Source organism: Roseibium sp. MMSF_3247, from assembly GCF_030733765.1.
Lineage (GTDB): Bacteria > Pseudomonadota > Alphaproteobacteria > Rhizobiales > Stappiaceae > Roseibium.
Window position 1 is genome coordinate 257,157 of the sequence record NZ_JASHII010000004.1, and the last position, 14,976, is coordinate 272,132.

The window sequence follows — 14,976 nt, forward strand, 5'->3', positions numbered from 1 at the left end:
ATCAATACTCCCGCTCAAAGAAAATGCCGGCTTTCGACGACCCATCCGCTCCGACTTCGCCGCGAACCTTTAGGCCGCGGTCGAGGTCAATGTCGACTTTCACACGGCTGGAGCCGCTGGACGCGCCTTGCTCGACACCCAAGTAGATGTTGTCGTTGATATAGCGGCCAACCGACACCGATGGTCCATCTTCGCCCGATGTGTCGATGTCGATTGCGTCAAGGCCGAGAGACTTCCGGATCTGGGCAAGCGGTCCGCTGTCACTGCCGCCGGTCAGGGTTGCAACGGCCGCTCCAAGCTGGGCGATCTGAGTGGCAGACAGGTTGCCGACAGATTTGCCGAACAAGAGAAGTGCCAGGACTTCATCCTGTGGCAGTTCCGGGGAGGATGTGAAAGCGATCTGCGGATCATCCGCTTCGCCTGTGACCGTGATCGTAATGGTGGTGTCACTGACGGTCGTGGTCGCAACAAACTCCAGAAATGGAGTGAGGCTGCCTTCAAATGTGGCGCGGCCCGTGGAGAACGTCAAACGGCGGGTCAGGATGTCCAGCACGCCGCGGCGCAAGGTAAACGCGCCGATGGCTTGGGGATCGGCAGTTGTTCCGACAATCTTCAAGTTGCCCTGTAGTTCTGCATCAAGGCCGCGTCCGCGAATGAAGATACGGCCAGGTGCCGATACCAGAACATCAAGGCGTGGAGGGTTGCTGCGTTGTTCGGTTTGCCGCCCGCTGTCGCCGCCGCCGAGCTCTTCAGCCTGGCGCCGGACGGCCGCAGACGCATTGAGGTGGCGGACATCAACCGGGGGGATTGCCCCGGGCAGCGACTCTGGAATGGAGACATCTGCCTTGTTGATGGTCACCGTGCCGCCGATCAGCGGTGATGCGGAGGTCGAGGCAAGGGGACCAGTGACAGAAATGCTGGCATCGACTTCTGCGTTGACCAGACCTGGATCAATATAGCGCGCCTTGTCGAGGGCAAGGTTGAGATTGGCCGGCGACCCGTCTTTCATTCCGACAGTACCAGATGCCGACAAAGACCCACCTGTTGCAAGATCACCGGCAATACCATTCAGCGAGGCTTGATCTTGGGTGACGTTCGCCGAACCGCGAATGTTTTGCACAGTCAGACCAGTTGAAAGACTGGTTACCTTGAGGCCGGATGGCGCCGCTGTGAGATTATAGGCTGGAGATTGCGCACTGCCACCGATGGATCCGTTCAAGCTTATTCCGCCTTCCGCGCGGATACCCGCCTCCAGCAGTGGCCGTCTCAAGGCCGCAGTCGGAATGGTTCCGTCTACAGTGATGGAAAGCGGCTGCGGTGCAGTCAGTCCGACGGTGCCGTTGGCGCTGATAGACAGTCCGTTTGCGTCGGACACCTTCGTGGTTTGGGATATCTGATTGTTAATCAGAGTGCCGTTTGAGTTTAGCGCCAGGGCTGAGAGCCCATTGTCCCGCAAGGGAGATGCTGTTAGGCCATCGCCGGAGAGCGCCCAGTCAACTTCCGGGGCTGATGTGCTGCCTTTTGCATTTACCGTTCCCGTCAAAGTGCCGCCGATGCCGAGCGACGACACAAAAGCGTTCGCCAATGAAAGGGGCACTGCGTTCAGATCGGCTTGCAGGCCCAGAGCCTCGCCGGCAGATCCTGAGATTGATAACGACCCTTGACCGAGCGCAAGTTCCAGCGGAGTGATGTCGGCTGTCCCATCGCCATAGGTGATCGTGGCAGGCTGCTTCAGTTGGCTGGCGATGCCCTGATAATTTAGCGCAAGCTGATTGAGTGCGAGCGCATAAGTCGTGGCAGTGGGCTGGGACAGGACAGCTGCAAGGGTGAGGCCATCTTGCGCACCATCTTCGAGCTTTACATCGGCGGTCAGAGCCGTGCCATCGCCTTGCGGTTTTGCCGTCAGGGCCACACTGCGCACCGGGGTTGCCGCCGTGATCAGATCGTTCACGACAAGATCGGCTGACACCGTTTTGGGATCATAGGGACGCGCGATATCGGCTTTCAGCTGAAGACTGCCGATGTTGACTGAAGGAACGTCGATTTCAGAACCGGAGAGATCCAGCAGAAGTTTTCCAGCATCAGGATCGGCGGTAAGGGTTCCTTCAAGGCGGCCGCCAAGCTCTGTCAGGGCCAAGGGGGAGATCGCTGCAAGGTTCGGCGCATCGATCTTCAAGGAACCACTTAGCGTCTCGACAGGGTTTTCCAAGTCGGCCACTGCAAGATCGCCGGAAATTGTGTTTTCCGCCACTCTCACGGCCAACGGATTGAGTTCCGCCGCGCCATCAGCGCTTTTGAGATCCACATCAACCGAGACGGTGTGCCCGTTCAGGTCTGCGGACCCATTGACGCTCGCGGACGGTGCCGACGGATCGGCGGTCGCCTCGATGTCCAGTTCCAGATTGTCGAGAGGAGTGCCGGCCAGGAGGATCTGTTTGGATTTCACATCCGCGGTGATGTCCAGCCGGTCCAGCGGGCCGGATGTTTCAGCACTGAGGTCCAGCGCGCCGCCCAACTGCGGATCCGCCAAAGCGAGATCGAGGAGGGATACAGTGATGCCGGAAGCGAGGGTACCCGACACATAATCCGCAGATCCGGCCAGGGTTAAATTGGTGTTTGTCACCGTCAAATCTTCAACCGATACATCGTCCACACCGGCAAGTTTGACGGTGCCTTTCATGTCCGTTCGACCAGTGAGCAGCGCATCGGCTTGCGCCGTGCCTGTCCGAATATCTTGCGCGACGGCCTGAAGATTTGCTGTTCCTTCCAGCGCTGAGGGGTCCAGGTCGAAATCCACGCTTGCCGTCACAGCACCGCCTAGATCTTGTACAGCGAGTTGTGAAAAGCGGCTTAGATCGGACAGGGTTAGCCGACCATTGCCGGACGCCTTTTCCGCACCCAGCTCAGTATCGGATAGATTAAGGTTCACAAAACTGGAGGTGAGGGCGAGGGCGCTCAAATTGAGTGTTTGCGATGCGCCATTGACCGATCCATTGGAGTTGAGTGCCAAAGCACCCGTGACAAACTGGATTTCAGTCATTAGGCCCTGCAAGCCATCAGCAGTCAGGGAGAGATCAAAGGGGGTCGTCAGCACGTCCGGGGTGAGATTTGCACCGCTTCCCTTTGCCGCCAGTTGGATTTGACCGCTGCGGATTTCAGTGGTTTCGAACGAGGCCAGTCCAATGTCCGTTGACCAGCCGACCGACGACATGTCGCCATTTGCGGAGAGTTTGACCGTCAATGGTCCGAAGGCAATCCGTCGGTCACCGAGATCGAGTGCAATCAGAGAATCTCCGCCCGCGCTGACGGCCAAGTCGGCATCGGCCGACAAGCGGTTGTTTTCAAGCGCCCCTTGGGCCGACAGGGAGACGGTCTGTGTTTTCAGGTTGATCGCACCGGACTGCGGCGCGAAATCCAATGTGAAATCTGCCTTGCCGGTGGCGTTGGTTGTGCCCAGCAAAAAGGCATGCGCTTCGGGCGGCGCCAGTGGGGCGAGGTCGCCGTCAAGGTCGAAGGTCAAGTGGCGGGCCGCCGCAGTTTCGGCAAGCTTGGCCGTGCCGGAGACCGTCTGGCGTCCATCAAGAGCGATGCTGAGATCCGCGGCCCATTCATTAAGCGGGCCGCTGCCGGTCAGCTCAAGGCCGAGGGCCGGAAGGTCTGGAACATCAAGCACCCGGGCTGCCAAACCACCGCGCGGTTCGGACACCTTGATGTCAAAGGCCAGGGTTTCTTCCGAGGGGGCGAACTCTGCTTTTGCGGTGAGCTGCGCGTCTACACCGTCGATCCGCCGGACGTCCAGGTTGGCCGAAAAGATCGCCGGATCCATTGCCGCACTGCCTGAGCCGGTCAATGCCAGCGCGATCGGTGTCCCGAGAAGTGGCTCGCCGAGATTTATCTCCGAAATGCTGAGCGATCCGAGTGCAACATCAAGAGGGAGCGCGAAAGATGATCCTGTTTCATCGGTGCTTTCGGCGGGCTGCGTCTCTTCCGAAGTCGCGGGAAGCCGGTTCAGGTCGAACCGGGAGGCGGAGATGTCATTGACTTGCAGTGTGCCGGAGATGAGCTGAAGCGGAGACCATGAAACGCTTAAATCATCCGCTTCGAGCCAGGTGCCCAAGTCATCGCCCAGTGCAATGCGTTTGGCCGAAAGGTCGAGGTCAAACCCAAGATAAGGGTCTTCGACAGAGATGGTTTGGGAAGAGGAGGATGCAAGATCGCTCACAATGTTGGACACGAGTGTCCGTCCTGCCGGAATTTGCAGGATTGCGATTGCGACAACTGGGATTGCGACCGCCAGTGCGACCAGCAGTCCAATGATCCTCAGGGCTAGATTTACAAAACGCATCGGCGTTAGAAGGCCTGGCTTAGTCCAACATAAAGGGCAAAACTCGGGTCGTCCTGTTCCGGGTCGAGCGGGACGGCCGCATCGACTCGAAGGGGACCTATGGGCGTAAAGTAACGCAGTCCGGCGCCCACGCCTATCTTAAGGCCATCAGAAAAATCAGGAATGGTATCTTCATAAGCATTGCCCGCATCGACAAAGCCGACGACGCCGATTGTCTCGGTGATCCTGACGCGAACTTCGCCGGACATCTCGATGAGCGAGCGCCCGCCGACAACTTCGCCGTTTAACCGCGGGCCAACGTTCCGGTAAGCGTAGCCGCGGATTGACCCGCCGCCGCCTGCAATGAGACGGCGGTTCGCTGGCACGGCCGACACAGACGGCGCGATGATTGATCCGGCGGACAGCTTTCCGGCAAGAATAAAGCGTTTTGCTTCATCCAGGGCGTAGTAGCTTGAAACGGTTCCTTGGAGGAAACCCATTCCGTTGCCGTTCTTGGCATCATAGGCCGGCTCGCCAAAGAGCGCCGCAAAGACACCCTTTGACGGATTGAGCTTGTCGTCCCGGTTGTCGAAGGTCAGATCCGCCGGAAGCCCGACCAGAAGATATTGGTTGTCGCCAAATGCGTCTTCTTCGTCGGCGTACTGGATTTCAAAGCCGGCCCGGCCCTTTACCTGTTCGCTGAATTCCCGGCTCAGGAATGCGTCATAAGTCAGCGTCCGGCTGATGTAGGCATCCGGGTTTTCTTGCTTGGCTTCAAGGCTTGTCGTGAAGCTGGTGAGAGGGCCGAAAACACCGGGTTTTTCAAATGCAATGCGGGCGGAGTATTCCTGGTTGGCAATGCTCTCGGACCCGATCCGGCCAATCGAGCCTTCGACCGACAGGGTTTCCCCGCCGCCAAACAGGTTGCGGCGGCGCCAGTAGGCTTCCGCACTGAAGCCTTCGGTGCTGGACCAGGACGCGCCCGCACCGATGACATGGCGTTTGCGCTCGGTAACCTGGATGGTGATCGGCAACGTGCCATCCGGTCTTGCAATGTCGCCTTCGACAAACCGGATTGAGGAAAAAATGCCGAGGTCGTTCAAGCGTTTCCGAGCGCGTGAGATGTCTTCGGGTGAATAGATGCCACCTTCCGGGATCATCGCCTGCTGGACCACAAACTCCGGCTTTGTGACTTCGGTGCCTGAGACCGATACCTTGCCGAACCTTGCCTGCGGACCGGCTTCTGCGACCAGGGCGACGTCCAATCGATCGGAGCTGTGATCTGCCGTAATCCGGCGTTCTGCGATTTTCGCCTCCGGATAGCCGCGTCCACGCAACATCGTGACAATTCGGCGCTCGGCACTCAGAATTTTGCCGGAGCCTGCGGGCTCTCCGGGAGCAAGACCCCAGAAAGTAGGATCGGTCGAGAGTTCGCCGCCGGGGCTTTGTACTGTGACAGTGCCGAATGTGAAAGCCGGGCCCGGGTCCACCAGGATCTTGACTTGAACAGGCCGCCCGTCCGGCAAGCCGGCACGTTCAAGCGCGCTTTCAAGCGGCAGTCCATTAAGAGAAATGCTGACTGTGCCGCCGTAGCGCCCATCGGCATAAAGGCGGGCGATCAAACGTTCCCGGTCCGACAAGGACCGGGCGATCAACCCGGCTTCACCCGAGGGCGGTTTTTTCACTTGCTGAACCAGAAGCGACGTGGCGGTTATTTCCTCGGTCAGATCAGCATCACTGCGCTCAGATACAGCAACCTCTGCCTCATAGGCGATGGGATCCGGGACGGCGGCCTCTTCTTCCTTGCCGTTTTCAAAAAACTTCCAGCCGAAGATTTCAAATGCGTGTGCGGGCTGTGGCGCCAATAGGAGCGGTACTGAGACGCTGAGGGCCAATAGTGAAGAAGTGGACAGCAAAAAGGGTGCCGCGTTCTTTATGTGAACGCGTGCATCTCTTGCGCTTGAGCGCAGGCGCCGGACATGTCCGAACGCTTGAGACGGTAGACCCTTCACTCACTGCCGCCTGTTCAGGTTTAAAGTCGGCATGACCAAGCACTTAGCGTCCTTTGTCATGCCATCAACTTATCTGCAATTGCAGTCCCTACATGGCGCAGCTTAGTTGGCCATGGTTAAGAGGCTGTCAACATTGATAGACCATGGCGGCAGGCCGAATGCAAGGCGGCGGTTTGACCTAGCGGAACAGCTAAAAAAGCGGCTCGTCTTCCGGTAGGCCCATGAGCCGTCGGGCGGCGGTTAGCGTGTTGACCATCAACATGGCAATCGTCATCGGTCCGACGCCGCCAGGTACAGGCGTGATGGCGCCGGCGTGTTCTGCGGCTTCGTCAAAGGCGACATCGCCGACAAGACGGCTTTTGCCTTCACCCTTTTCCGGTGCCGGGATCCGGTTGATGCCAACATCAATCACTGTGGCCCCCGGTTTGATCCAATCGCCCTTGATCATCTCAGGCCGTCCGACGGCTGCAACGACAATGTCGGCTGCGCGGACAACGCCGGGCAGGTCTTTCGTGCGGCTGTGGGCGATGGTGACGGTGCAGCTTTCTTGCAGCAGCAGCGAGGCCATCGGCTTGCCGACGATGTTCGAACGGCCGACGACAACAGCATTCTTGCCGGACAAAGTGTCGCCGAGGGTGCGCTTCAACAGCACAAGGCTGCCCGCAGGCGTGCAGGGGACGAGTGCGCTGTCGCGTTCGCCGGCGGTCAAAAGACCAACATTGATCGGGTGAAAGCCGTCGACATCCTTTTCCGGCTTGATTAGGCGCAGAACCTTGCTTTCATCGATATGGCCGGGCAGGGGAAGCTGCACGAGGATCCCGTGAATGTCTGGGTCGTTGTTTAGCTGATCTACCATGCCCAGCACTGCATCTTCGCTGGAGTCGGCAGGCATGGTGTGCTTCACGGAATGGAAGCCACACGCTTCGGCAGCGCGGTCCTTGTTTCGGACATAGACCTGACTTGCCGGATCTTCTCCGACAAGAACAACCGCAAGGCCGGGGCGTTTGCCGGTTTCGCTCAACAGCTTTGCTGCGCGTTCAGTGATCTCACCACGCACGGATTCCGCAATGGCTTTGCCGTCAATGATTTGAGCTTGTGGCATTCCGCCTCCCTTTGAACCTCAGATCGGTTTTCGAATCCTATCCGGTGCTCAGCTATAGAGCGCCCGTCGCTTCTGTAAAATGCGGAAAACGTCTTATCGTGCTCTGCATTCGCCATTCATGTTCAAGTCGCAGTTACAGCGACTTGGCGAATGCGTTCAATTCTGAAATGGCGCAGACGATGTGATAGAGCGAACTGGCAGGAGCGGCCTCGTCTTCAAACGAGCCGTCCACGTGCCACTTGTCCCGGTAAAGGCCGGCGGGCACGTCCTCAAAATAAGCTGTTAGCGCTGCAACCGAGAGCGAAATGTCGGCCGTATAGGCCTCACGTTCCGCGCCGACCGATATACTGGCCAAGGCGATGGCTGCCTTGATCCATTCGGTTTGACCCCAGAGTCGTGCGACTGGGTCGCGCGCGCTGAAATCGTCGTTGATCGACATGAAGGTTGCGCCGCGGCTTTCGTCAATGCCGTAGGTCCAGCCGATGTCGTAGAGCCGCCGGGCTGCGACAAGTGCATCCGCGTCGGCCCGGCTTGTGCCCCACCGGACCAGCAGCCAAGCCCATTCAAAATGGTGTCCAGGCTCCAATATCCGTCCTTCGTCGCCGGGCAACGGCCCCCAGTGAAGATCGAAAAACTCGCGCAGCCCACCGTTCACCGGGTCGATCAGTTTGGTCAGTGCCAGCTCGGCCAACTCATCCGCCATGCCGGACCACATCGGGTCGTTGGAGATGCTTTCCCAAGCCATTGCAGCTTCAAACAGATGCATGTGGGGATTTGCGCGCAGCGGGATGCGGTCCGGATTGTCCTCCCGGAACCCGATGACCGGGTGCTTGTAGCTTTTGACCAATACCTCAACGAGTGACTTAGCATCTGCTTCGGCGCTGCTCGCGCAGGCCGGGATCTTGTCGGCCATGTGGGCCAAGGCAAAAAGCACGAACGCCTGATTATAGAGATCGAAGCGCGCATCGGTCAGGGTGTTGTCCACGGCCGCGGTGGCCGCAAAGGTGCCATCCGGCAGCCGGTAGGTGTCCGAAAACCAGGCCCAGAGCCGGGTTGCTATGCTCTCCGACGGGCCCGTCCAGCCAAGCCGGGCTCCTTCAAGAAACGAGTAGATTTGCCGTGGAATAACACGCGCCCGGCGGTCTTTGGGCACGCCTTGCTGGGTTGCAAGGTCGATGGTTTCGTAACACTCGCCAGTGTCTGAATTTATGCCGCCCGCTTGCCAGGCCGGCAATGCGTCCTCCGTTAGCCAACGTGTCAGGTCATCGGCGAGTTTTTGGACGTGCGCGGTTTCAGAGGACATGGTCACCTATCACGTTACCGAGTGCATTTTGCAGGACCTGCTGGCAGGAGTGGGCGGCAGGTTAGACCAACGTGGCAAACAAGCAAACCGGTAATCTGATCAATGCGTTTTTCGCGTTTCCCTTGCCGGTAAGACGTCGCTGAAGGCGCTTACTCAGAAGCACGGTCCGGTAACAGGTAGTAATCACCTTTGGTATCGGTGTGAATGTGATGACTGATTTGAAGGCCGGTTGGGCCGTCCAGTGTGCCGGCCATAATCGACACCGCGTCTTGGCCGTCCGGCTCCCAGAAGAGCTGGCTACCGCAGGCTGCGCAAAAACCGCGGCGAGCGCAATCGGAGGACTGAAACCAGGTCAGATTGTCTTCGCCCTGAATGTGGAGGTCTTTCTTCGCCGCCTGTGTGGCGGCGACAAAATGACCGGATGTCTTGCGGCACTGGACGCAATGACAAGCAACAACGGGGCGCAATGGCCCCGTTACTTCATAGGTGACACGACCACAAAGACAGCTGCCTTTCATCGTATCACTCCGGGCGATTTAAACGTTACTGTCCGGGAAGGACGCTTTACGCTCTGCCATGAAGTCCAACAGTGCTTCGTCGATGGCCGGATCGAGAGCAGGGCCTGTATAAGCCGCAAGCTGCTCTTTCCAAATCTTGTTTGCCCGTTTTGCCGCGTCCAGTTCACCATCCGCGAGCCATTGCTCATAGGAGTTGTTGTCCGCAACGCTGGAGCGGTAGAAGGCGCTCTCGAAGTTGCGTTGTGTGTGGGCAGCGCCAAGGAAATGGCCGCCCGGGCCGACTTCTTCCAAGGCGTCCATCGCGAGCGACTCGTCGTTTACGTCGATGCCTTTGGCCAGGACATGCATCATGCCGAGCTGATCGGCATCCATGATGAACTTTTCATAGGACGAGCAAAGGCCGCCTTCGAGCCACCCAGCTGCGTGCAGGCAGAAGTTCACGCCGCCCTGGACCGTAGCCGTTATTGTCTGAGCCGATTCTTGGGCGGACTGTGCATCCGGCAGTTTGGATGCGGTGAACGAGCCTCCGGAGCGGAACGGAAGACCTGCGCGGCGGGCAAGCTTTGCTGCCCCATTCAAAAGGAGCGAGCCTTCCGGGCTTCCAAAAGTTGGCGCACCGGATTGCATGGAGATGGAGCTCACGAAAGCGCCGAAGACAACCGGAGCGCCGGGACGGATCAGCTGGGTGAGGGCGCAGCCGGCCAATGCCTCGGCCAGAACCTGTGCCAGAGTACCGGCAACGGTCACAGGGCTCATCGCACCGGCCAGAATAAACGGCGAGACGATGCAAGCCTGATTGTTCCGGGCGTAGACCTTGAGTGCGCCCAGCATGGTTGCGTCGAACACCAGAGGCGAATTGGCGTTGATCAGCTGTATCATTACGCAGTTCTGGTCGACGAAGTCTTCGCCGAACGTGATCTGGGCCATCCGAACCGAGTCTTCTGCACGTTCCGGCGCTGTGACGGATCCCATGAACGGCTTGTCGGAATATTTGATATGGGAATAGACCATATCAAAGTGACGCTTGTTGACCGGCAAATCGACCGGCTCACACACGGTGCCGCCGGAATGGTGCATCCACGGGGACATATAGGCGAGCTTCACGAAGTTGCGGAAGTCGTCGATCGTGCCGTAGCGGCGACCTTGGTCAAGGTCGGTAACGAAAGGAGGGCCGTAGACCGGGGCAAATACAAGATTATTGCCGCCGATTTCCACATTGCGCGCCGGATTGCGGGCGTGCTGTGTGAACTGTGCCGGAGCCGTTTTCAGGATCTCGCGCAGCATGCCCTTCGGAAAGCGAACGCGCTCGCCGTCAACTTCTGCGCCTGCAATCTTCCAGATGTTCAGGACATCTGGATCTTCACGGAACTCCAGTCCGATTTCAGCAAGGATGCGATCCGCGTTGGCCTCAATGGTGGCCGCGCTCTCGTCGCTCAGCACTTCGTAATTCGGAATGCCCCGGCTGATATAAGGAGCGCCGACGCCTCCGGACGTGGCGGTGCGTCTTTCGCGGCGGGCGGATCGGCCACGGCGGCCGGTGCTGACGGCGGCGTCTGACATTGAGGGGCTCCCTGAACAGAAAAATTTGTGTCGTTATCTCAAGTCTTAGAGGGCTTGGCCAGCGATCTTGGTGCGGATGCGTCCTATCATGCCCTAATTCCGTCATTGCGGCGGTTCCGGCACCTGCGTCGGACGGCCGCGGTTTGCCGGGCTGAAATTCTGCTGCGTGTCGTCGCAACATGCTCCCATGACGCAATTGAGCTACTTTGCCCTCCCGAGTGTCGCAATACTGGCGGCCAAATCGGCGGGGCAATGGCTCCGGGGTGCAGAAGAATATCCTTCGTGGATGGGACAAGCGGAGGGGAGCGCGTTTAAGCACAGCGCTTCCTGCCATTTGAAGAGGAATGAAACATGTCAGCTTTTCCTGACAAGGCACAGGTCGTCATCGTCGGTCTCGGCGGCATCGTCGGCGCTTCGGTTGCGCATCACCTGATCGAGCGCGGCTGGACGGACATTGTCGGCATCGACAAGTCTGGCATTCCAACCGACGTCGGCTCCACCGCCCACGCTTCAGACTTCTGCTACACCACCAGCCACGACTTCTTGTCCACATGGACTTCGCTCTATTCCGTCGACTTCTTCGACAAGATGGGCGCCTACGAGCGCGTCGGCGGGCTGGAAATTGCCCGGACCGGCGACGATGCCTGGATGGAGGAAATCAAGCGCAAGGTGACCTCCGGCAAGGCATTCGGCACCAATGTCCGCCTCGTCACACCCTCCGAAATCAAGGAAATGTTCCCGCTGATCGAGGAAGATCAGGTTCAGGGCGGCCTCTATGACCCGGACGCCGGTCTTGTTGTGCCGCGGTCCCAGGCGCTGTCCGGCCGGCTTGTCGACATGGGCGTTGAAAGTGGCAAGCTGAAATCCTTCGCCAACACACCGGCGCAGTCCCTGATTGTCGAGGGCGGCAAGATCACCGGTGTGAAAACCCACCGCGGTACGATCATGGCCGATCATGTTGTTGTCTGTGCCGGTCTTTGGGGACGCCTGATCGCAAACATGGTGGGTGAGGATCTGCCGGTCATGCCCGTTGACCACCCGCTGACGTTCTTCGGTCCGTTCAATGAATTTGAGGGCACCGGCAAGGACATTGGTTATCCGCTGCTGCGCGACCAGGGCAACTCCGCCTATATGCGCGATACGGGCGATCCGAAAACCACCGAAGGTGGCCAGATCGAGTGGGGCTACTACGAGACAACCAATCCGCGTATGTGCCACCCGCGTGATCTTCAGTCCAAGGAAGAGGCGCGCCTGTCTCCCTCACAGCGCGACTTGGAGCTGGAGCAGGTCATCGAACCGCTTGAAAAGGCGATGGAACTGACCCCGATCCTCAGCGAACTCGGCTACAACGAGACTTGGTCGTTTAACGGCCTGTTGCAGGTGTCGGCCGCTGGCGGTCCATCCTGCGGCGAAAGTCAGAAGGTGCGCGGTCTTTGGTACTGCGTTGCCATCTGGGTCAAGGACGGTCCGGGCTACGGCAAGCTGATCGCCGACTGGATGACCGATGGCCGCACTGAGATCGATCATGCGGGTATCGATTATTCCCGTTTCTATCCGCACCAGATGACAGAAAAGTTCATCGAGGACCGGTGCTACGAGGCGGCGCAGAAGATCTACTTCCCGGCAATCCACCCGCGCGAGCCTTATGCCGGATCACGCAACATCAAGCGCTCGCCGTTCTATGAGCGTGAGGTGGAGCTTGGCGGATACTTCATGGAGCTTGGCGGCTGGGAGCGGGCGCACGGCTACGCGGCCAATGAGCACCTTTTGGAGAACTACGGCAACAAGGTTCCGGTCCGCGAAAACGAGTGGGACAACCGTCACTTCTGGCGCGTTTCCAATGCCGAGCAGCTGGCGCTCTCCGAAGACTGCGGCATCATTAACCTGTCGCACTTCTACATGTTCGATGTGGAAGGTCCGGACCATGTTGCACTGATGGAGTGGCTGTGCGCGGCCAAGATTGGCGGCGACAACAACATCGGCAAAGGCATCTACACGCACTTCCTCGATGATGAAGGCAATGTCCGCGCTGACCTCACCATTTTCCGCATGGAAGACCGCTGCCGGATCGTTGATGGCGCCGATGCCGGGCCGCGCGACTATCACTATGTAAAGCGCATTGCGGAAGACAAAGGTTTTGACGTCACGGTGACCGATGTCAGTGAAGAGTACACGACCATCGGCATCTGGGGTCCGAATGCCCGTGAAAACCTGAAGAAAGTCGTCTCCGATCCAGCGGCTCTTGATCCGGAAAACTTCCCGTTTGCCGCGATCCGCAACCTGGAAATCGCCGGCAAGAAAGTGTCCGCGCTTCGCTTGTCCTACGTTGGCGAGCAGGGCTGGGAACTTCACATGAAGTATGAGGACGGTCTGGCTGTCTGGGACGCGCTGCGTGCGGAAGGCATCATGGCCGTTGGTGTTGAAACATACGCCAACTCCCGGCGGCTGGAAAAATCTCTGCGTCTCCAGAACGCCGACCTTCTGACCCAGTACAACCTTTATGAGGCGGATCTGGCTCGTCCGAAGGTCAAGGAAGCCGATTTCCGCGGCAAGGAAAAGCATCTGGAGTACCGTGCGCGCGACAAGCAACCTGCGATGCTCTGCACGCTGGTCATGCAGGAAAACACGGATGCAAACGGCGTTGAGCGGTTCCCGGTCGGTGCGATGCCGGTTCAGGATCCGGACACCGGCAAGACACTGGTCGATGAGCTCGGCCGCATTTCCTACACCACCTCGGTCGCATACGGCCCGACCATCGGCAAAAACATTGCGCTGGCCTATCTGCCTCAAGAGTACTGCGAAGTCGGCCGCAAGCTTCAGGTGGAGTACTTCTCCGAAAGCTATCCGGTGGAAGTTGCCGGTGTCGGCTATGCGCCGCTCTACGATCCGGAGAACGCCAAACCGCGGAGCTAAGGCGCAGCGTATATTGACCGCAGTCCCGGGCTTGAACCGGGGCCATCAAACAACTGGTTAGCTCCCGGCGCAGGGCTGGAACAGCCGACGAACCGGAAAAACAAAACCCCGCGTGGACATCCGCGCGGGGTCTGCTATTGCAGGCCTCAGATTTGCCTTCGGGCTCGAGACGACTCGGAAAGACCAAAAAGACATGTCGAAGTTTGAAGATTTCCTCGCTCAAAAAGGTGCATTGCTGGCGGACGGGGCAACGGGCACCAACTTGTTCGATATGGGGCTGGTGTCCGGCGACGCGCCGGAACTCTGGAACATGGACGAACCACAAAAGATCAAGGCGCTCTATAAGTCGTTCGTCGATGCAGGGTCCGACATCATTCTGACGAACACCTTCGGCTGCAACCGGCACCGGTTGAAGCTTCACAGCGCGCAGGACCGCGTGAAGGAACTCAATATCGCCGCGGTCGAACTCGCCAAGGACGTGATCGCCGCTTCTGGCCGGGACGTACTCATCGGTGGTTCCATCGGTCCAACCGGAGAACTGTTCCAGCCACTTGGTGCATTGTCCTATGAAGAGGGCGTTGAGGCCTTTCGGGAACAGATCGAAGGGCTTGTTGAGGGCGGTGTGGATGTGCTCTGGGTCGAGACCATGTCTGCGATTGAGGAAATGAAGGCAGCGGCGGAAGCGGCTCAAGGCTTTGATATGCCTCTGGTCATCACCGCTAGCTTCGATACGGCCGGCAAAACTATGATGGGGCTGTCGCCAAAGGGGCTAGGGGATTTGCAGGGCCAGTTTGCCTGCACGCCGGTTGCCATCGGGTCGAACTGCGGCGTCGGTGCTTCCGATTTGCTGGCGGCCATCATGGAGATCACCGAGGCTTATCCGGACGCGGTTGTCGTTGCCAAGGCCAATTGCGGCATTCCCCAAATCAAGGGGGATGAGGTGGTCTATACAGGTACACCAGAATTGATGGCGGACTATGCCCGCATGGCTTTGGACGCAGGAGCGCGCATTGTCGGTGGATGTTGTGGCACGTCTCCCTCCCATTTGAAGGCAATGCGTCTTGCGCTTGACGACTACAAAAAGGGTGTGCGTCCGACGCTCGATCAGGTGATTTCAGAGATTGGCCCGCTTGTGTCTCCGCCCAACAAGGAAGCCGATGCTGCGCGCGCCGCAGAAGGCGAGGGTGCCGGATCCGGTCGCCGCCGCGGCCGTCGCCGGGGTTAATTGGAAGACTGGCATCTGC

8 protein-coding genes are annotated in these 14,976 nt (G+C 58.8%); 2 read left to right on the forward strand and 6 right to left on the reverse strand.

The genetic code is table 11. The features are described 5' to 3' along the window. Position 1 precedes the first annotated feature (1 nt). The 6 genes from RBB44_RS15140 to RBB44_RS15165 form a co-directional block, all read right to left on the reverse strand. Entirely contained in the window at positions 2 to 4,345 is a 4,344-nt protein-coding gene (locus RBB44_RS15140) for a translocation/assembly module TamB domain-containing protein (protein WP_306148537.1), read from the reverse strand. A 5-nt stretch (positions 4,346 to 4,350) separates the two neighbouring features. Next, a complete protein-coding gene (locus tag RBB44_RS15145) occupies positions 4,351 to 6,336 on the reverse strand; it encodes an autotransporter assembly complex family protein (RefSeq protein ID WP_306148538.1) in 1,986 nt (661 codons plus the stop codon). Between the two features lie 190 nt (positions 6,337 to 6,526). Next, a complete protein-coding gene (gene folD / locus RBB44_RS15150) occupies positions 6,527 to 7,438 on the reverse strand; it encodes a bifunctional methylenetetrahydrofolate dehydrogenase/methenyltetrahydrofolate cyclohydrolase FolD (RefSeq protein ID WP_306148539.1) in 912 nt (303 codons plus the stop codon). 133 nt (positions 7,439 to 7,571) lie between these two features. Continuing rightward, a complete protein-coding gene (locus RBB44_RS15155) occupies positions 7,572 to 8,741 on the reverse strand; it encodes an AGE family epimerase/isomerase (protein ID WP_306148540.1) in 1,170 nt (389 codons plus the stop codon). 149 nt (positions 8,742 to 8,890) lie between these two features. Continuing rightward, a complete protein-coding gene (locus RBB44_RS15160; RefSeq protein WP_306148541.1) occupies positions 8,891 to 9,259 on the reverse strand; it encodes a GFA family protein in 369 nt (122 codons plus the stop codon). A gap of 18 nt (positions 9,260 to 9,277) precedes the next feature. Then, on the reverse strand, positions 9,278 to 10,819 hold the full coding sequence (locus RBB44_RS15165; protein ID WP_306148542.1) for a trimethylamine methyltransferase family protein: 1,542 nt from the start codon (positions 10,817 to 10,819) through the stop codon (positions 9,278 to 9,280). A 351-nt stretch (positions 10,820 to 11,170) separates the two neighbouring features. Here RBB44_RS15165 and RBB44_RS15170 point away from each other — a divergent pair, with 351 nt between their 5' ends. Both RBB44_RS15170 and bmt read left to right on the forward strand, forming a co-directional pair. After that, positions 11,171 to 13,732, forward strand: a complete 2,562-nt coding sequence (locus RBB44_RS15170) for an FAD-dependent oxidoreductase (RefSeq protein WP_306148543.1) — start codon at positions 11,171 to 11,173, stop codon at positions 13,730 to 13,732. A 193-nt stretch (positions 13,733 to 13,925) separates the two neighbouring features. Continuing rightward, positions 13,926 to 14,957, forward strand: a complete 1,032-nt coding sequence (bmt, locus tag RBB44_RS15175) for a betaine--homocysteine S-methyltransferase (protein ID WP_306148544.1) — start codon at positions 13,926 to 13,928, stop codon at positions 14,955 to 14,957. Positions 14,958 to 14,976 lie beyond the last annotated feature (19 nt).